Source organism: Prauserella flavalba (genome assembly GCF_003202235.1).
Taxonomy (GTDB): domain Bacteria; phylum Actinomycetota; class Actinomycetes; order Mycobacteriales; family Pseudonocardiaceae; genus Prauserella_A; species Prauserella_A flavalba.
The window spans coordinates 401110-418724 of sequence record NZ_MASU01000002.1 but is presented as its reverse complement, the minus strand read 5'-3'; the positions used below and the strand labels follow the sequence as shown (position 1 = coordinate 418724).

The 17615-nt window shown below is 70.6% G+C and carries 17 protein-coding genes; 7 read left to right on the top strand and 10 right to left on the bottom strand.

All coding sequences use genetic code 11. The features are described 5' to 3' along the window. Window positions 1-9: 9 nt before the first annotated feature. Genes BA062_RS04380 through BA062_RS04345 form a run of 8 tightly spaced genes read right to left on the bottom strand, consistent with a single transcriptional unit; the run spans window position 10 to window position 7987 of the window. Entirely contained in the window at window positions 10-558 is a 549-nt protein-coding gene (locus BA062_RS04380) for a dTDP-4-dehydrorhamnose 3,5-epimerase family protein (protein WP_110334711.1), read from the bottom strand. Then, the gene (locus BA062_RS04375; RefSeq protein WP_110334710.1) at window positions 555-1712 is read right to left on the bottom strand and encodes a polysaccharide pyruvyl transferase family protein; all 1158 of its coding nucleotides are present in this window, start codon (window positions 1710-1712) and stop codon (window positions 555-557) included. The genes BA062_RS04380 and BA062_RS04375 overlap by 4 nt, the downstream gene beginning before the upstream one ends. Next, window positions 1709-2962, bottom strand: a complete 1254-nt coding sequence (locus BA062_RS04370; protein WP_110334709.1) for an MATE family efflux transporter — start codon at window positions 2960-2962, stop codon at window positions 1709-1711. Before BA062_RS04370 ends, BA062_RS04375 begins: the two co-directional genes overlap by 4 nt. 3 nt (window positions 2963-2965) lie before the next feature. Further along, entirely contained in the window at window positions 2966-4288 is a 1323-nt protein-coding gene (locus BA062_RS04365; protein ID WP_110334708.1) for a DUF4910 domain-containing protein, read from the bottom strand. After that, on the bottom strand, window positions 4288-5310 hold the full coding sequence (locus BA062_RS04360; protein WP_110334707.1) for an NAD-dependent epimerase/dehydratase family protein: 1023 nt from the start codon (window positions 5308-5310) through the stop codon (window positions 4288-4290). Before BA062_RS04360 ends, BA062_RS04365 begins: the two co-directional genes overlap by 1 nt. 3 nt (window positions 5311-5313) lie before the next feature. Beyond that, window positions 5314-5961, bottom strand: coding sequence for a PIG-L deacetylase family protein (locus tag BA062_RS04355; RefSeq protein WP_110334706.1), 648 nt, complete (start codon window positions 5959-5961; stop codon window positions 5314-5316). Further along, window positions 5958-6755 carry a glycosyltransferase family protein gene (locus BA062_RS04350; RefSeq protein ID WP_110334705.1) on the bottom strand — a complete coding sequence of 266 codons (798 nt, stop codon included), beginning with the start codon at window positions 6753-6755 and terminating at the stop codon, window positions 5958-5960. Before BA062_RS04350 ends, BA062_RS04355 begins: the two co-directional genes overlap by 4 nt. Beyond that, window positions 6752-7987: a class I SAM-dependent methyltransferase gene (locus tag BA062_RS04345; RefSeq protein WP_110334704.1), complete on the bottom strand. Its 1236-nt coding sequence runs from the start codon at window positions 7985-7987 to the stop codon at window positions 6752-6754. The genes BA062_RS04350 and BA062_RS04345 overlap by 4 nt, the downstream gene beginning before the upstream one ends. Window positions 7988-8209: 222 nt before the next feature. Here BA062_RS04345 and BA062_RS04340 point away from each other — a divergent pair, with 222 nt between their 5' ends. From BA062_RS04340 to BA062_RS04325, 4 genes are read left to right on the top strand one after another with little or no spacing between them, the layout of a single operon-like run. After that, window positions 8210-9208, top strand: a complete 999-nt coding sequence (locus BA062_RS04340; protein WP_110334703.1) for a metal ABC transporter solute-binding protein, Zn/Mn family — start codon at window positions 8210-8212, stop codon at window positions 9206-9208. Further along, a complete protein-coding gene (locus BA062_RS04335) occupies window positions 9205-9954 on the top strand; it encodes a metal ABC transporter ATP-binding protein (protein WP_110334702.1) in 750 nt (249 codons plus the stop codon). Before BA062_RS04340 ends, BA062_RS04335 begins: the two co-directional genes overlap by 4 nt. Next, window positions 9951-10838, top strand: coding sequence for a metal ABC transporter permease (locus BA062_RS04330; RefSeq protein WP_110334701.1), 888 nt, complete (start codon window positions 9951-9953; stop codon window positions 10836-10838). The genes BA062_RS04335 and BA062_RS04330 overlap by 4 nt, the downstream gene beginning before the upstream one ends. Then, window positions 10825-11694, top strand: coding sequence for a metal ABC transporter permease (locus BA062_RS04325; protein ID WP_110334700.1), 870 nt, complete (start codon window positions 10825-10827; stop codon window positions 11692-11694). The genes BA062_RS04330 and BA062_RS04325 overlap by 14 nt, the downstream gene beginning before the upstream one ends. A gap of 59 nt (window positions 11695-11753) precedes the next feature. On the opposite strand, the gene ddaH is transcribed toward BA062_RS04325, so the two are convergent. Beyond that, complete coding sequence (gene ddaH / locus BA062_RS04320) at window positions 11754-12602, bottom strand: dimethylargininase (protein WP_210406757.1); 849 nt, start codon at window positions 12600-12602, stop codon at window positions 11754-11756. A gap of 73 nt (window positions 12603-12675) precedes the next feature. On the opposite strand from ddaH, the gene BA062_RS04315 reads away from it, so the two are divergent. From BA062_RS04315 to BA062_RS04305, 3 genes are all read left to right on the top strand, one after another. After that, complete coding sequence (locus tag BA062_RS04315; RefSeq protein WP_110334699.1) at window positions 12676-13122, top strand: Lrp/AsnC family transcriptional regulator; 447 nt, start codon at window positions 12676-12678, stop codon at window positions 13120-13122. A gap of 144 nt (window positions 13123-13266) precedes the next feature. Then, window positions 13267-15183, top strand: coding sequence for a 2-oxoacid:acceptor oxidoreductase subunit alpha (locus BA062_RS04310; RefSeq protein WP_110334698.1), 1917 nt, complete (start codon window positions 13267-13269; stop codon window positions 15181-15183). Further along, window positions 15183-16247, top strand: a complete 1065-nt coding sequence (locus tag BA062_RS04305) for a 2-oxoacid:ferredoxin oxidoreductase subunit beta (protein WP_110334697.1) — start codon at window positions 15183-15185, stop codon at window positions 16245-16247. Before BA062_RS04310 ends, BA062_RS04305 begins: the two co-directional genes overlap by 1 nt. A gap of 95 nt (window positions 16248-16342) precedes the next feature. On the opposite strand, the gene BA062_RS04300 is transcribed toward BA062_RS04305, so the two are convergent. Further along, a complete protein-coding gene (locus BA062_RS04300; RefSeq protein ID WP_110334696.1) occupies window positions 16343-17611 on the bottom strand; it encodes a sunset domain-containing protein in 1269 nt (422 codons plus the stop codon). Window positions 17612-17615: the final 4 nt, after the last annotated feature.

The following is a 17615-nucleotide window of genomic DNA, read 5'->3' as shown; positions in this document are numbered from 1 at the left end:
GCATGTCGGTTACCTCCGCATCCGGAGTGCGTCGGCGAGCGAGGGGGCCAGCCTGTCCCGGTCCGACAGCAGGGTGGGTGGCAGCGGCCACGGAATGGCCAGTTCCGGGTCGTCGTACGCGATCGCGACGTCCTCGGCGGGATCGTGGGGCCGGTCGATGCGGTAGGACACGTCGGCGGGTTCGGTCAGCGCCTGGAAGCCGTGCGCGCAGCCCGCGGGCACGTATACGGTCACCTGCGTGTCTCCGGAGAGCTGGAAGAACTCCAGATTGCGGAAGGTCGGCGAACCGGGCCGCAGGTCCACGACCACGTCGAACACCTCACCGTAGGAGCAGCGCACCAGCTTCGCCTCGCCCCGGCCCGAGCGCAGGTGCATGCCCCGGATCACGCCCTTGGCCGAGCGGGAGAGGCTGTCCTGCGCGAAGCCGTCGGGGTCGATGCCGACCGAACGCACCACCTCCCGGTCGAACGTGCGGGAGAAGAACCCGCGCGTGTCGACGTGCGGTGTCGGCTCGAACAGGTAGGCGCCCGCGATGGCGGGGACGGGGATGGCCTTCATCGGATCTCCCTGGAAAGGCGGTCGAACTGCTTGCGCAGGCGTTCGGACTGGAGCCGGTTGCGTTCGGCGAGCGTGGCGACCAGCTCGGCCCGGCGGCGCTCCAGCTCCCGGAACTGCGCGAGCAGGCGGTCGACGTCCACCGACCGCGCCTGCTGGCAGAACTCGCCGAGGCCCATGCTCGCCATGAGCACGTCGTTCTTGGCTGCGTAGCCGAGCGAGATCGTCGGCTTGCCGAGCTTCAGCGCGCACAGCACGTTGTGGTAGCGGGTGGCCACCACGGTGTCGACGGCCGCCATCTCCCGCATCAGCTCCTCCAATGTGGACGTACGGGCGGCCGTGACGCCGTCGGCCACGAGCCTGTCCACCACCACCTGGTCGGCGTCGTCGCCGACGAACAGGCGTACCTGACGACCGTCGGCGACGAGCTGCTTGACGAACCGCTTCAGTTCACCCACGTAGCGAGCGTGGATCTCCTCGGCGCGGGCGCGATCGTCGTTGCCGCCGTGGTAGGCCATCACGCCGACGCCGACCGCGCGCGACGAGGGCGCCTCGGGAACAGGCAATGCGAACGCGAGGTCCGGGTAGACCTCGTCGTCGCTGGTGTCGACGCCCATGCGGCGCATCGCGTCGCGGGACAGCTCGTCGCGGTACGAACGGTACGTCGCGAGCCGGGCCGCCCACGTGGTGAGCGTGCGCGTGGCCCTCCGCTCGATCACGGCGGCGCCGACGCTCACGAGCGCGACCTTCGTGCCGAGGACCCTGCCCGAGAGGGTGAGCAGCAGCAGCGAGTACGGCAGGCCCCACGGGCGCAGCGGCAGTGTCGCCTCCAGCACGCCCATGCCGGGCACGATCACCACGTCCTGCCTGCGCACCCACGCCGCGGTGCGGAAGGCGTCCACGACCTTGCCGAACGCCTTGAGCACGATCGAGCGCACACCGGAGGCCGTCTGGTACTCCGCCCGGTACCAGTTCAGCCGGGTCGCCGCGATGCCGTAGCGGGCGCGCACCACATCCGGGCCCGCGCAGAACGCGTCGATGCGGGCGTCCGGGTGCTCGGAGCGCAGGAAGTTCAGCACGGCCTCGAAGGATCCGTCGTTGCCGAGGTTGCCCGAGCCCAGCAGCCCGAAGAACCCGACCCGTGGCGCTCTGCTCATCGGACACCCACCGCCTCGGTCCCGGTACGTGCGCGGAAGCCCACGCGCAGCTGCCACCACCAGACGACGGCCCCGCACCACATCGCGATCGCGGAACCCCAGCTCGCGCCGACGGCACCGGCGAGCGCGGCACCGGCGAGCCCGCCGCCGAGGTAGCCCGCGGAGGCGAACAGCTGGGCCCGCAGGCTGAGCTTCGCCGCTCCGAGTGCGCGCAGGCCCGCCGTCGCACCGGCGATCACGCCCGCGGCGGTGACCGAGAGCGTGATCGGCAGGATCAGCTCCTGGGCGGGTCCCCACACGGAGCCGAGCACGAGCGTGCCCACGGAGTCGGGCAGGAAGAACAGGATCCCGAGGCCCCACACCAGCGCCGCGGCGGCCTGCCCTCCGCCGAGCACGAGGCAGAACGTCGGCAGCCGGGCGGGGGCACGCTTGAGCACCCGTGCCGCCTCGGGGACGGCCACGAGGCTCACGCCCATGAGCAGCGCGAGGAACGGCGCGAGCAGCAGCTCACCGCCGCGGATGGCGCCGACGGCGGACAGGCCGGCGATCGCGCCGAGGCCGTACGACCGCAGCTGCGAGGCGCCGCTGTTGCTGACGTTCTCGACGAGGTAGCGCGAGCCGAGGTCGCGGTGGTGCGACACCCATTCCCGCACCCCGGCCGCGCGGGGCAGCACCCCGGACTGGAGCGCGCCGAAGGCCGCGGCGAGCGCGGCGGAGAGGCCCCACGCGAGCACGAAGGCGAACACACTGCCCGACCGGGCGGCGAAGAGCAGCGCGGGCACCATCGCCGCGGCCCAGACGATGTCGTTGAGGAACGCCCGGTGCCCCTGTCCCGAGGCGAAGAACGCGTACCGCCACGAGTCCTGCACCAGCAGACCTGGCAGGACCACGCCGAGCCCGAGGAACGCCCAGCCGACCTCACCGCCGAGTGCGAGCCCCGCGAGCACGCTCAGCGCGCCCGAGGCGAGACCGATCAGCATCGCCGTGCCCGACGAGCGCGCGACCGCGGCGCGCCAGCGCTCGTCCGCCGCGCCGCTGAAGCGCACCACGAGCGGGTCGGTCGCGAGCCCGCGGGAGACGTTGAGCAGCACGCCGTAGGTCACCCACGCGAGCGTGAACACACCGAAGCCCGTGGCGCCGAGGCCGCGTGCGACGACGATGCCGACCGCGAAATTCGACAGGCTCGACACGGCCTGGTCACCCAGGCCCCAGCTGAGCCGCCCCGCCATCGCGCGCACGCCTTGCCGCATCGCTCACTCCCTCGCGGGCGGGGCCGGGGCGAGCAGCCCGGCGGCGTACAGCGCGTCGGCGGCGGCCACCACCGCGTCGAAGGCGATGCCAGAACGCTGCGCGATGTCGAGCAGCGTGTGGTCGCCGTCGGAGAGGTTGAGCACCCACAGCATCGCGAGCTGTGCCCTCCCGTCGCCCCGCCCACCACCCCCCGTTGCGGTGTCTCTTCCGGCGTCGCTACGGCCCCCAAGGGAGCCGTAAAGCCCGCGCTTGCCGAGCTGCGGCTCGCCGTACGGGCTCAGGTTCACGTAGCGACGGTTGCGGTCGAGCACCGAGAACGCGTCCCGGCACGCGGCCAGCGTGTCGGCCAAAGCCTCCGCGGTCACGAAGTCCGGGTTGTCGGCGGAGGTGTGGTACTCGGGGTAGCCCGCATAGGGCGTGCGCGTGAGCGAGCCGACGCCGAGGTTGAATCCTGGCGAGCAGAACTGCCGCTCGTCGTAGCCGTACGGCGAGAAGTCCACCACCGTGTGCTCGCGCCCGGCGAGCACGTGCTGGACGACGCGGTCGATCTCGGCGTCGCCGCGCCTGCTCTTCTTGTACGTCAAGGATCCGGGGTCGCCCGCGCAGGCGAGCACGAGCCCGTGCTTGACCTTTCCGATGCGCTCGGCGTTGCGGGCCAGCCACGTGATCGAGCCGATCGTGCCGGGCACGAACAGGAACCGGTAGGTGTAGTACGGCTCCCGCCGCGCCAGCTCCCGCGCGAGGAACGTCGCGACGGCGATGCCGGCGAGGTTGTCGTTGGCCAGCGAGGGGTGGCACACGTGGCACGACACGATCACCTCGTCGGTGACCTCGCCCGGCACCACGTGCTCGGCGTAGGTGAGGTGCCCGTCCTCCAGCGTCGAGTCGATCCGGACCTCGTAGTCACCGTCGGGCAGGGCGTCGAGCGCGTTCTGCGAAAGGCAGAAACCCCAGTCGGGCGAGTAGTAGCTGGTCCGGTACGGCACGAGCGAGGGCTGGTCGGGCAGCGTGTGCAGGTGCTCGCGCAGCTCCGTGAGGCTCATCGTCGCCGACACCGGGACGCTGTAGCTCACCACGTGCAGGCTCGACTCGGCGAAGTCCACCACACGCTTGCCCTCGGCGTCGGCGATCCAGGCGTCGGAGATGTTCCACTCCTTCGGCACGGTCCAGTCGAAGACCTGCGTGCCGGTGGGCACCTCGTGCAGGCGCAACGGCACATACTCGCCGACGATCTCCAGCGTCCGGCGCACCCCGTCACCCGTGATGCTGCGGCAGAGCGGGTAGAGCCGCTCCACCAGCGCGTGCATCTCGGCGCCGGGACTCATCACTGCCCGCGCAGGGTGTCGTCGACGGTGCCGTCGTCCATCCGGTCCCGCAGCCACGCCAGCCGCGTGAAGCGCCGCGCGAAGTCCTCCGACGTCAGCGCGAAGCGCTGGTAGGCCTCCACGAGCTCCACCGCGCCGTCCTTGACGCTCCACTGGCAGTCGAAGCCGGGCACGGCCTCGCGGAAGCGCGAGAAGTCGACGCGGTACGAGCGCGGGTCGGCGCCTGCCTCGCCGGTGATCCGCAGCCGCGCGCCCGGCACGGCCTCCACCACCTGCTCGGCGATCTCGGCGACGGTGACGTTGTTGCGCTCGGTGCCGATGTTGAAGGCCCGGTTGTGCACGGCCTCCCTCGGCGCGGCGAGCGCGGCGGCGAACGCGCGCGCGATGTCGACGGCGTGCACGAGCGGCCGCCACGGAGTGCCGTCGGAGAGCACCAGCACCTCGCCGGAGAGCACGGCGTGCCCGACGAGGTTGTTGAGCACGATGTCGGCACGCAGCCGCGGCGAGTAGCCGAACGCGGTGGCGTTGCGCATGAACACCGGCGTGAAGTCGTCGTCGGCCATCGCCCCGACGTCGCCCTCCACCTTGACCTTCGATTCGGCGTACGGGGTCACGGGCCGAAGCGGCGCGTCCTCGTCCACGAGCCCCGCACCGCCGGACGCGCCGTAGACCGAGCACGTCGAGGCGTAGAGGAACCGGCTCACCCCCGCTGCCCTGGCCAGCTCGGCGAGCCGCACGGCCGCGTGGTGGTTGATGTCGTAGGTGAGCTGCGGCGCGAGCGCGCCGAGCGGGTCGTTCGACAGCGCGGCCAGGTGGATCACCGCATCGATGCCGGACACGTGCTCGGGGCCGACGTCGCGCAGGTCCACTCGGTGACCGGGCGGGTCGCCGGGCAACAGGCCGAGCACGCAGTCGTCGAAAAGACCGGAGTCGAGGCCGATCACCTCGTGGCCCTCGGCCGCGAGCACCGGCGCCATCACCGTGCCCAGGTAGCCCTTGTGCCCGGTCAGCAACACACGCATGTCTCAGCCCTCCAGGGCAAGAGTGAACTTGTGGGTGTAGAAGCCCTCGGCGTAGTGCTGCCCGCACTCGATGCCGCGGATCCGGGCCAGCCCGAGGAAGGCCTCCCGGTCGTACCAAGGACGATGTCGCTGGGAGGGGTAGTGCTGTTGCAGCAGACGCACCTTTTCCTCGGCGATCTCCCGCGAGAGCGGCTGGTAGGCCGAGGGCGTGCCGAGGTCGCCGTCCCATTTCACGATCTCGTAGCCGAGCGCGAGGTGGTCGCGGAACACGGTGGGCACCAGCCGCGCGAGCCCCCGGTGGTCCTGGTGCGCGTCGCCGGTGCTCGGCGCGATCACCAGCTCCGGTTCGGTGCGCCTGCGCAGCTCCTCCAGCGCGGACTTCGCCTCGTCCCAGTGCGCGGGCAGCCGCCCGTCGGGCAGTTTCAGCACGGTCACGTCCACGTCGGCGCCGGGGCAGAACGCGGCGAGCGCGGCACGCTCCTCGTCCTCGCGGTCGGTGCCGCCGCCGGAGAGCACGAGCGCCTCGACCCGCACCCCCGGCCACGCCGAGCACAGGGTCAGCAACGTTCCCCCGGCGCCGATGGCGATGTCGTCACAGTGGGCGCCGAGCGCCACGACCCGCGTGAGCCGGTCGGCGAGCAGTCGGATCACGCCGTCCTCGCGACCTCTCGCCCGTTCTCCCACAGCGCCCACGGCCGATCGCCCCTGGCGTACGCCTCGTCGAGCGCGGCGCGCTCCTTGACCGTGTCGGTCGGCTTCCAGAAGCCCCGGTACGGGTAGGCGAGCAGCCTGCCGCGCTTGGCGAGCTCACCGCAGCCGTCGGCCACGAGGTCGCCGTTCTCCGGGATGTGGTCGAAGATCTCCTGGCGCAGCACGAAGTACCCGCCGTTCTCCCACAGCGGCATCTCGCTCACCGCCGTGATCGAACCGACCATGCCGCCCTCGTCCATTTCCACGCAGTGGAACGACGACTGCGGCGGCACCACCATCATCGACGCACCCGCGTCGGAGGTGGAGAACCGCTCGATGATGTCGGGCAGCGGAGCATCGGTGAGCACGTCGGCGTAGTTCGCGAGGAACATCTCGTCACCGTCGAGGTGGTGGCGCACCCGGCGCAGCCGCTCCCCGATCGCCGACTCGATGCCGGTCTGCACGAACGTGATCGACCAGTCCGAGATGTCGGTGGAGAGCAGTTCCGCCTTGCCGCCCCGCAACACGAAGTCGTTGGACGTGGTCTCCTCGTAGTTGAGGAAGAAGTCCTTGATGTGATGGGCACCGTAGCCGAGACACAGGATGAACTCGGTGTGCCCGAAATGCGCGTAGTAGCGCATCACGTGCCAGATCAACGGGCGCGGGCCCACCATCTGCATGGGCTTGGGCACGTCCGAGGCCGTGCCGTTGCGCATGCGCATGCCGTACCCGCCGCAGAAGAGAACGACCTTCACGATGCCACCTCGACGATCTCCAGTCGTGGGATCGGGAACACCAGCCGTCCGCCCCACTCGTCTACATAGGACAACTGCTCCGTGAGCTCTTCCCTGAGGTTCCACGGGAGCACGAGCACGTAGTCGGGCCGGTCGAGCGCGATCTGCTCGGGCGGCAGGATCGGGATCCGCGTGCCCGGCGTGTACCGGCCGTGCTTGTAGGGGTTGCGATCCACCGTGTAGGCGAGCAGGTCGGGCCGGATGCCGCAGTGGTTAAGCAGCGTGTTGCCCTTGCCGGGCGCGCCGTAGCCCACCACGGTCTTGCCGTTCGCGGCCGCGTCGGTGAGGAAGCGCAGCAGGTCCAGCCGCACGCGGTCCACCTCGGCGGCGAACGCGGTGTAGCCGCTCAGCTCGTGCAGTCCGGCGGCCTTCTCACGGGCGAGCACGTCCACCATGCGTGCGCTCGGCTCGCCCGCGACCTCGAACGGCCGCGCCCACAGCCGGATCGAACCGCCGTGCGTCGGCAACAGCTCGACGTCCACAACGGACAAGCCGCCCACGGCGAGCGCCCTTCGCGCCGACTCCACCGTGTAGTACTGGAAATGCTCGTGGTAGATCGTGTCGTACTGCACCTTCTGGATCAGCGTCAGCAGGTGCTGCACCTCGATCGACACCCAGCCGTCGTCGGCGACGAGCGCGCGGAGTCCGTGCGTGAAGCCCACCACGTCGGGGATGTGCGCGTAGACGTTGTTGGCCACCACCAGGTTCGCGGGACCGTGCTCGGCGCGGACCTCGGCCCCCGTCTCCGGGCCGAGGAACGCCGTGAGCGTGGGAACTCCCTTGTCACGCGCGGCCTGTCCGACGTTCACCGAGGGCTCGATGCCAAGACAGCGCATCGACCGTGACACCACGTGCTGCAACAGGTACCCGTCGTTGCTGGCGACCTCGACGACGAACGAGTTCTCGTCCAGCTCCGCACGGTCCACCGCACCCTCGACGAAACGCCGCGCGTGGTCCACCCAGGACTGCGAGTACGACGAGAAGTAGGCGTACTCGGTGAAAGTGTCCTCCGGCGTGATGAGCGGCGGGATCTGGGCGAGCCAGCATTCGGTGCAGACACGCAGATGCAGCGGATACGTGACTTCCGGTTCGTCGAGCTGGTCTCGCGTCAGAAACCGCTCACACGGTGGCGTCGCCCCGAGATCCACGACACCTGCCATGCTCGCGGAGCCGCACAATCGGCATGTTGTCATCTACTTGGCTCCTTGGCCGCGGTGTTCGTGCAAAGCCTGATTCGCTGGCCAGCAGTCCGTTGTTACAGCGAATTCGGACAGCGGCGCGAGGCGATTCCCAAATGAGACCTGTGACGTTTCCGCATTTCCGAAAATGCGGAATGGCTGTGAGACATTCGCCGTCATGGTTGTGTTCGACGCGGCGTACGCTAAAGTTCGTTGCACCGAACTTTGGGAAGGGCGATGGACACCGAGCGGATCAGGGACACCGCGCGTCGCAGGCGGCACGCGCGCAGGCGCGACGCGCGGCTGCTCGTCGCGCTCGCCGCCGTGTTCGTGCTGGCGCTGTCCGGGGCCGTCGGCTACGCCATGCAGCCGGGGGCCGATCCGGCGCACGAGGGCCTGCGCCTGGTCACCACCACGAACTTCCTCGACGACACCGTACGCCGCATCGGCGGCGAGCACGTGGAGACCGTGCGGCTCATGGGCCCCGGCGTCGACCCGCACCTGTACCAGGCCAAGGCGAGCGACCTCACCGAGATGCGCGAGGCGGACGCGGTGATCGCCGTCGGCCTCTACCTCGAAGGGTCGCTGCAACAGACGCTGGACGAGATCGCCAGAACCAAACCGGTGCTCTTCGCGGGCGAGGCCATTCCCGAGGAGAAGCTGCTCTCGCCTCCGGCGGGCGCGGCCCCCGAGGAGGAGCACGACCCACACGTCTGGTTCGACCCGCACCTGTGGGTGTACGTGGTCGACTCCGTCACCGACGAGCTCGCGAAGCTCGACCCGGAGCACGCCGCGGACTACCGCCGCAACGGTGCCGCCTACCGCGCGGACGTGCTCGCGATGGCCGCTGAGGTGCGCGCGCTGATCGAGCGGATCCCGCCCGCGCACCGGCAGCTCGTCACCTCACACGACGCGTTCCGCTACTTCGGGAGGGCCTTCGGCATGGAAGTCGTCGCGATCCAGGGGATCTCCACGCAGCAGGAGGCGACCACGGCCGACGTCTCGCGCGTGGCCGCCGGCATCGCCGCGAGCGGCGTGCGCTCGGTGTTCGTGGAGTCGAGCGTGCCGAGGCAGACGCTCGAGTCCGTGCTCGCGGCGGCCCGCAGACAGGGCAGCGACATCAGGATCGGCGGCGAGCTCTTCTCCGACGCCGCTGGAGACGACGGCACACCCGAGGGCACCTACCTCGGCATGGTGCGCGCCAACGCCGAGACGCTCGTGGAGGGACTGCGATGACGACGACCGTGGTGAAGCCGGCTTCCGCGCTGAGACTGCACGAGGTCAGCGCCTCCTACGGCGGGCGAACCGTGCTCGACGGTGTCAGCGTGGAGATCCCGCCCGCGACGCTGTCCGCCGTCGTCGGCCCCAACGGCGCAGGGAAGTCAACGATGGTCAAGGCCGCGCTCGGGCTCGTGCCGTCCGTGCGCGGGCACGTCACGCTGCTCGGCGAACCGCTGCGGCGCGTCCGCCGCCGGGTCGCCTACGTGCCGCAGCAGGACAGCGTCGCGCAGGACTTCCCCATCACCGCCGTCCAGGTGGTCGAGATGGGCCGCTACCCGCACCGCGGCTGGCTGCGCAGGCTCACCCGGGAGGACGACGAGCTGGTGGCCGCCGCGATGGAGCAGGTGAACGTCTCCGACCTCGCCGAAAGCCCCATCGACGAGCTCTCCGGAGGGCAGCGCCAGCGCGTGTTCCTGGCCCGCGCGCTCGCCCAGGGCGCGGACCTGATCATCCTCGACGAGCCGTTCACGGCCGTCGACGCGCGCACCGAGTCGGCGCTGCTGGAGGTGCTCACATCGCTGTGCGAGGAGGGCCGCTCCGTGATCGCCGTGCACCACGATCTGCGCACCGTGCTCGACCGCTTCGACCACGCCGTCCTGCTCGCGGGCACCGTGATCGCCGAGGGCGCGCCCGAGCAGGTGCTCACCGCAGAGCACCTGGAGCGCGCGTACGGCATGGCCCCGCTGGCGCTGAACCGATGATCGGCTGGCTGCTCGACGCGCTCCCGCTGTCGTATCCCGACGCGGTGGTGGTGGTCGGCACGGCCGTGGTCGGGTTCGTCGCGGGTGCGCTCGGCCCGCTGGCGGTGCTGCGGCAGCGCAGCATGTTCGGCGACGCGATGAGTCACGGCACCCTCGCCGGCGTCGCGGTCGCGTTCCTGGTCACGGGCGCGAAGGTGCCCGAGGTGCTGCTGCTCGGCGCCACGATCTCCGCCGCGCTCGCGGCGTTCGCCATGATCGCACTGGAACGCACCGGCCGGCTGCGCCCCGACGCCGCGATCGGCGTGGTGCTGTCGGTGTCGCTCACGCTCGGCATCGTGCTGCTGACCCACATCGCGAGCAGCGGCAACAGCGAGCAGTCCGGGCTCAACTCCTACCTGCTCGGCCAGACGGCCGGGCTCACCGAGCGCGACATCATGCTCGCGCTCGCACTCGGCGCGGTGGCGCTGACCGTGCTGCTGGTGGGCTTCCGGCTGGTGCGCTCGGCGACGTTCGACCCCGGGTTCACCTCGGTCGCCGGTGTGCCGACGTGGGCGGTCGACGTCGCGAGCACCGGCCTGCTCGCGCTCGCCGTGGTGCTCGGGGTACGCACGGTGGGCGCGATCCTGATGGTGGCGCTGCTCGTGGCGCCGGTGGTGACGGCCCGGCAGCTCACGAAGCGGCTCGCCACGCTCGTGCCGCTCTCGGGCGCCGTCGGCGCCGCGTGCGGCGCGGTCGGCGGCGTCCTGTCCGGGCGGGCCGAGCTGCCCGCCGGCCCGGTGATCGTGCTCCTCGCGACGGCTGTCGCGGTGCTGTCGGTGACGTTCGCACCACGCAGGGGCATCGTCGCGAGGACCAGGCGGAGGAGGGCCCGTGTCGCCCGATGACGTCATGATCGTGGTGATCACGGGGCTGCTCTCCACGGCGTGCGCCCTGCTCGGGAGCTTCCTCGTGCTGCGGCGTCAGGCACTGCTGCCCGACGCGGTGAGCCACGCGGTGCTGCCCGGGATCGTGCTGATCTTCCTGCTCACCGGCGAACGCGCGTCGCTGGCGACCGTGCTCGGCGCGACGGCGTTCGGCGTCGCCTGCGTCGCCGGGTTCGACTGGCTGCGGCGCACCGGCATCGTCGGCTCCGACGCGGCGCTCGCGCTCGTCTTCCCCGCCCTGTTCTCGATGGGAATCCTGCTGATCAGCCGGTTCGCCTCGGGCGCGCACATCGACCTCGACTCGGCGATCTTCGGCGACGTGACCTTCGCGCCGCTGCGCACGATCGAGATCGCCGGCGCCGACGTCCCCCGCTCACTGGTGATCACCGGCGGCGCGACGCTCGCGACGGTGCTGCTCGTGACGTTGCTGTGGCGGCCGCTGCAGGCGAGCACGTTCGACCCGGACTTCGCGGAGCTGGGCGGCCTGCGGGGACGGCTGGTCAGTCAGGTGCTGCTGGTGGCGGTCGCGGGGCTCGCGGTGGTGGCCTTCGACAGCGTCGGCGCGATCCTGGTGATCACGTTCTTCGTGGTGCCCGCCTCCACGGCGCGGCTGCTGGTGCGGCGGGTCGGCACGATGCTCGTGGTCGCCGTCGCGGTGGGCTGGCTGAGCGCGTTCGGAGGCCAGCGCGCCGCGGTCGCGTTCGACACGTCCATCCCGGGCACCATCGGCCTCACCGCGGGAGCCCTCTTCCTGCTGGCCCTGCTCTTCGCCCCGCGCCGCGGCCTCCTCACCCGCAGGGTCCGCCAGATGCAGTGAAGGCCACCATGCCTGCGTTGAACGCAGTGAAGGTGGCCTTCACTGCATCCGGGCCGGTGCTACTTGCGGAGCTCCAGCGTGCAGCACTTCGGGCCGCCGCCCGCCTTGCGCAACTCCGAGATGTCGACGAACACCGGCTCGTAGCCCAGCGCGGCGAGCCGGCCGGCCAGGCCCGTCGCCTCCACCGGCAGCACCACGTTGCGGCCGTCGGAGACCGCGTTGAGCCCGAAGCACGCCGCGTCGGCCGCCGTGGCGAGCACCGCGTCGGGGAACAACCGCTCCAGCACCCGCCGCGAGCCCCGCGAGAACGCCTCGGGGTAGTACGCCACGCGGGCGGGCGCCGCCTCGGTCGCCTCGCTGAGCACGAACAACGCCGTGTCCAGGTGGTAGTAGCGCGGGTCGGTGAGACGCAGCGACACCACGGGCACGCCCAGCGTTTCCTGTGCCTCCGCGTGCGCCGCGGGGTCGGTACGGAACCCCGTGCCCGCGAGCAGCAGCCTGCCCGTCCAGGCGAAGTCACCCTCGGCCTCGTTGATCTGCCTCGGCATCGTGACGTCGCGGTAGCCGTGCTCCACGAACCAGCGCCGGAAATGCTCGGCCTCCGCGGCCCGCTGCGGCGCCCGGAACCGCGCGCCGAGCACGCGCCCGTCGATCACCGTGCCCGAGTTGGCGGCGAACACCATGTCGGGCAGCCCCGGCTCAGGCGGCACCTCGTCGACCGTGTGCCCGAGCCGGCGGTAGGTGTCTCGCAGCTCCGTCCACTGCGCGAGCGCGCGGTCGGTGTCGACGGGCTTGCCCGGGTCCATCCACGGGTTGATCGCGTACTCGACGGCGAAGTACCGAGGCGGGCACATCAGGTAGTGGCGGGGCGTCGGAACACGCACGGGCAGCGGCGGGACTTCCGTCATGATTCGAATGTATGTCCGCCTGATCCCGCAATCAATCGATGTTGATTGCGCGTACACGTGCAGAATGTTGCGTATGAACACGTTGGATCAGCGGATCGTTTCGTGCCTCGTCTCCAATGCGCGGTCGAGCTACGCGGAGATCGGCAAGGTGGTGGGGCTGTCGGCTCCCGCGGTGAAACGCCGGGTCGACCGGCTGGTCGACACGGGCGTGCTGCGGGGCTTCACGGCGGTGGTGGATCCCGAGGCACTCGGCTGGGGCACCGAGGCGTTCGTGGAGGTCCACTGCCAGGGCAACGTCTCACCTGCCAGGATCCGCACGCACCTCGAACCACTGCCGGAGGTCGTGGCGGCCTACACTGTTTCTGGAGCAGCCGATGCGATCGTGCACCTACGGGCAGCGGACATTCACCACCTCGAATCCGCGTTGGAGCGCCTACGCGGGTTGGAGATCATCGACCGCACTGTGTCCACCGTGGTGCTCTCGACCCTGCTGGAACGCCCTCCGAACCCGGAGAGCTGATCTCAGAAGCTGGGATCCACCGGTGCGCTGCAGCCGGTCGCTGGTAAGGCAGATCACACCGCTCTCGGCCCCACCCAAACACCAAGTAATCTCGAAGTATTAGCGCTGTGCGCGCCCAGTCGTGAGAGAGGGATTTCCTGGCCCATGAGCACGAGTGCGAACGGCAGTGGCACTGGCGCGCTGTCGGCGACGCGACCCACCGAGGTCAGCCAGCTCGATCGAGTCGTCATCCGCTTCGCCGGTGACTCCGGCGACGGTATGCAGCTGACGGGCGACCGGTTCACCTCGGAGGCGGCGGCCTTCGGCAACGACCTGGCCACCCTGCCGAACTTCCCCGCCGAGATCCGCGCCCCTCAGGGCACCATCCCCGGCGTGTCGAGTTTCCAGGTGCATTTCGCCGACTACGACATCCTCACGCCCGGCGACCGCCCCGACGTGCTGGTGGCGATGAACCCCGCGGCCCTGAAGGCGAACCTCGGCGACGTTCCGCATGGCGGGACCGTCATCGTCAACACCGACGAGTTCTCCAAGCGCAACCTGACCAAGGTGGGCTACGACGCCGACCCGCTCGGCGACGACTCGCTCTCGGCGTACGAGGTGCACCGCGTGGCCATGTCCACCCTCACGCAGGGCGCGCTCGCCGACACCGGCCTCGGCAAAAAGGACGCCGAGCGCTGCAAGAACATGTTCGCGCTCGGCCTGCTGTCGTGGATGTACCACCGGCCGACCGAGGGCACCGAACGCTTCCTGCGCGAGAAGTTCGCCAAGAAGCCCGACATCGCCGAGGCCAACATCCTGGCCTTCCGTGCGGGCTGGAACTACGGCGAGACCACCGAGTCGTTCGCCACCACGTTCGAGGTGGCCCCCGCGAAGCTGGAGCAGGGCACCTACCGGCAGATCACCGGCAACACGGCGCTCGCCTACGGCATCGTCGCGGCCGGACAGCTGGCGAAGCTGCCGATCCTGCTGGGCACCTACCCGATCACCCCGGCGTCGGACATCCTGCACGAGCTATCGAAGCACAAGAACTTCGGCGTCACCACGTTCCAGGCCGAGGACGAGATCGCCGGCATCGGCGCCGCGCTCGGCGCCGCCTACGGTGGCGCGCTGGGTGTCACCTCCACCTCGGGTCCCGGTATCGCGCTCAAGTCGGAGACCATCGGCCTCGGCGTGATGACCGAGCTGCCGCTGATCGTCATCGACGTGCAGCGCGGTGGCCCCTCGACGGGTCTGCCGACCAAGACGGAGCAGGCTGACCTGCTGCAGGCGATGTTCGGCCGCAACAGCGAGTCGCCGGTGCCGATCATCGCGCCGTGCTCGCCCGCGGACTGCTTCGACGCCGCGCTGGAGGCCACCCGGATCGCGCTGACCTACCGCACGCCGGTGCTGCTGCTCTCCGACGGCGCGATCGCCAACGGCTCCGAGCCGTGGCTCATCCCCGACGTCGGCACGCTTCCGGACCTGTCGGTGGTGTTCGCCACCGAGCCGAACGCGCCGGACGGCTCCGGTGAGCACTGGCCGTACGTGCGCGACCCGGAGACGCTGGCCCGCGAGTGGGCCGTGCCCGGCACGCCTGGTCTGCAACACCGCATCGGTGGTCTGGAGAAGGCCGACGGCAAGGGCAACATCTCCTACGACCCCGACAACCACGACAAGATGGTGCGGCTGCGCCAGGCCAAGATCGACGGCATTGACGTGCCGGACCTGACGGTCGACGATCCTTCCGGCGGCGAGGCGCGCGTGCTGGCGCTGGGCTGGGGCTCGTCCTACGGTCCCATCGGCGCCGCGGCGCGGCGGGTCCGCAAGAAGGGCCTGCCGATCGCGCAGGCGCACCTGCGGCACCTCAACCCGTTCCCCGCGAACCTCGGCGAGGTCCTCTCCCGCTACGACACGGTCGTGGTGCCGGAGATGAACCTCGGCCAGCTGGCGATGCTGCTGCGCGCCAAGTACCTCGTGGACATCAACTCCTACACGAAGATCGCCGGGCTGCCGTTCAAGGCGGAGGAGCTCGAGGGCGTCTTCACCGACATCATCACCAGCACCAAGGAGGTCGCGCGCTGATGACCGCCACCGACCTGGGCCTACCCCGCCTCGGCGGGCTGGACCTCGTCCCCGCGACGGACGAACCGCAGAAGGCCAAGGACTACAAGTCCGACCAGGAAGTGCGCTGGTGCCCCGGCTGCGGCGACTACGTCGTGCTCAACACCATCCAGTCGTTCCTGCCGACGTTGGGTCTCAAGCGCGAGAACATCGTGTTCGTGTCGGGGATCGGCTGCTCCAGCCGCTTCCCGTACTACATGAACACCTACGGGATGCACTCCATCCACGGCCGTGCGCCCGCGATCGCCACCGGCCTCGCCACCACTCGTCCGGACCTGTCCGTGTGGGTCGTGACCGGTGACGGCGACGCGCTCTCCATCGGCGGCAACCACCTGGTCCACACCCTGCGCCGCAACGTCAACCTCAAGATCCTGCTGTTCAACAACCGGATCTACGGGCTGACCAAGGGCCAGTACTCGCCCACCAGCGACCAGGGCACGGTCACCAAGTCCACGCCGATGGGCTCGCTGGACACGCCGTTCAACCCCGTCTCGCTGGCGCTCGGCGCCGAGGCGTCGTTCGTGGGCCGCGCGCTCGACAGCGACAAGAAGGGCCTCACCGAGGTCCTGACCGCCGCCGCCCAGCACCGCGGCTCCGCGTTCGTGGAGATCTACCAGAACTGCCCGATCTTCAACGACGGCGCGTTCGACGTCCTCAAGGACAAGGACGAGGCCGCCCAGCGGATCATCCCACTCAGGGCGGGTGAGCCGATTCGCTTCGGCCCCGAGGGCGAGTACGGCGTCACCCGCAGCGGCTGGGGCGGCTTGGAGGTCGGCAAGGTCGCCGACATCGGCGAGGACGACCTCGTGGTCCACGACCCGACGATCCAGGACACGTCCTACGCGTTCGCGCTGTCCCGGATCGGCGACCAGCACCTGAACCACACCCCGACCGGCATCTTCCGCCAGGTCGAGCGGCCCACCTACGACGACCAGGCCCGCGCCCAGGTCGAGCAGGCCGCCCAGGCCAAGGCCCCGAACCTGCAGGCCCTGCTCACCGGCAAGGACACCTGGACGGTCGCCTGACCCCTGAACCCAACGGGCCCCCAAGGCCACCTTAGGTGCGTTCAACGCACCTAAGGTGGCCTTGGGGGCCTTTGCCGACTGCGCGAGTGGAGCTGCTACGACAACGGGCGGAAGCCGACGCGCTCGGCGTCGGCGGGCGTACGGAACCACACCTCGGCCACCATGCGCGGGAACTGCGCCGAGTCCTCAGTGCAGTAGCGCAGCGCCGTGACGCTCGCTTTCACGGCGAACTCCTCCGACGGCCTCCCGCCACCGGGACGCGGCATCGCCGAGCCAGGACCGAAGGGGCCAGGGGGAAGTTCACCGTCCGCTGTGGACTCACGGGCGGGTGGTGCCGCACCACCCGGCGCCACGGCGGGCTCGAAGAGGGAACCGCTGTGCGCACCGCCGTCGGACTCCGGCTCCCGCCGCTCGATCGCCCGCATCGACGGCTGGATCGGCCTCGGCGGCTCGAACCCACCGAGCGGCGACTTCCTCGGCTGGCGCTTGGGCAGCACCTGCGTCTGCTCCACGGCGTCCTCGGCATCGGGCGTGGCGCCGGGCTCGCCGAACGCGTAGGCGGGCGGGGCCTCGGGCTCCCTGCGCTCCGGCTCGGGCTCCTCGTCCTCCATGTCGAACGGCACCGGCTCGAACAGGCTGGGGGCCTTGCGGGGCGCCGGGCGAGGTTCGGGCTCGGGCTGTGGTTCAGGCTCCGGCTCCCGGTAGGACTCGGGCTCCCGGTAGGGCTCCGGCTCCTCGTACCGCTCGGGCTCGGGCTCCTCGTACCGCTCGGGCTCGCGGTAAGCCTCGGGCTCGGGCTCGGGCTCGCGGTAAGGCTCCGGCTCGCGGTGCTGACCGGCGGGTTCCTCGTCGTACGGCTCGGGCTGCACGTGCCGCCCCTGACCGGTGTCGCCACCGTCGAGCACCGAGGACACACCGGGCTGCTCCTGTGGCTCCAGGTCCCAAGGCTGGTCGGCCAGGTGGAAGTCGTCCTCGGCGGGCTGCCGCTCGTCCTGCTCCGGCTGCCGCGACCGGTGCTCGGCGAGGCTGTTGCGCTCGGGCCAGTCGGTGACCGGGGCGATGTGCTGTGTCATCTCGGCGGACTCGGGCTCCGGCTCGGCGGGCTCGAAGTGGCGGGTCGACGGCATGGGCGCCACCGGCTCCTCCGCCTCCCGCTCGCCCGCGGGCGCGAAGGTCCTGGTCTCCGGAGCCGGGGCGGGCGCGTTGACCGGGGCGGGCACGGGCGCGCTCTCGGCCGAGGCGAGTCTGCGCTCCAGCTCCCGGATGCGCCGCTGGGCCGGCCTGACCAGGAAGAGCCAGGCCAGCAGAGCGCCCAGCACGAACGCCACCGCGCTGAACACCCAGACCTGCCCGAAAATGGACATACTC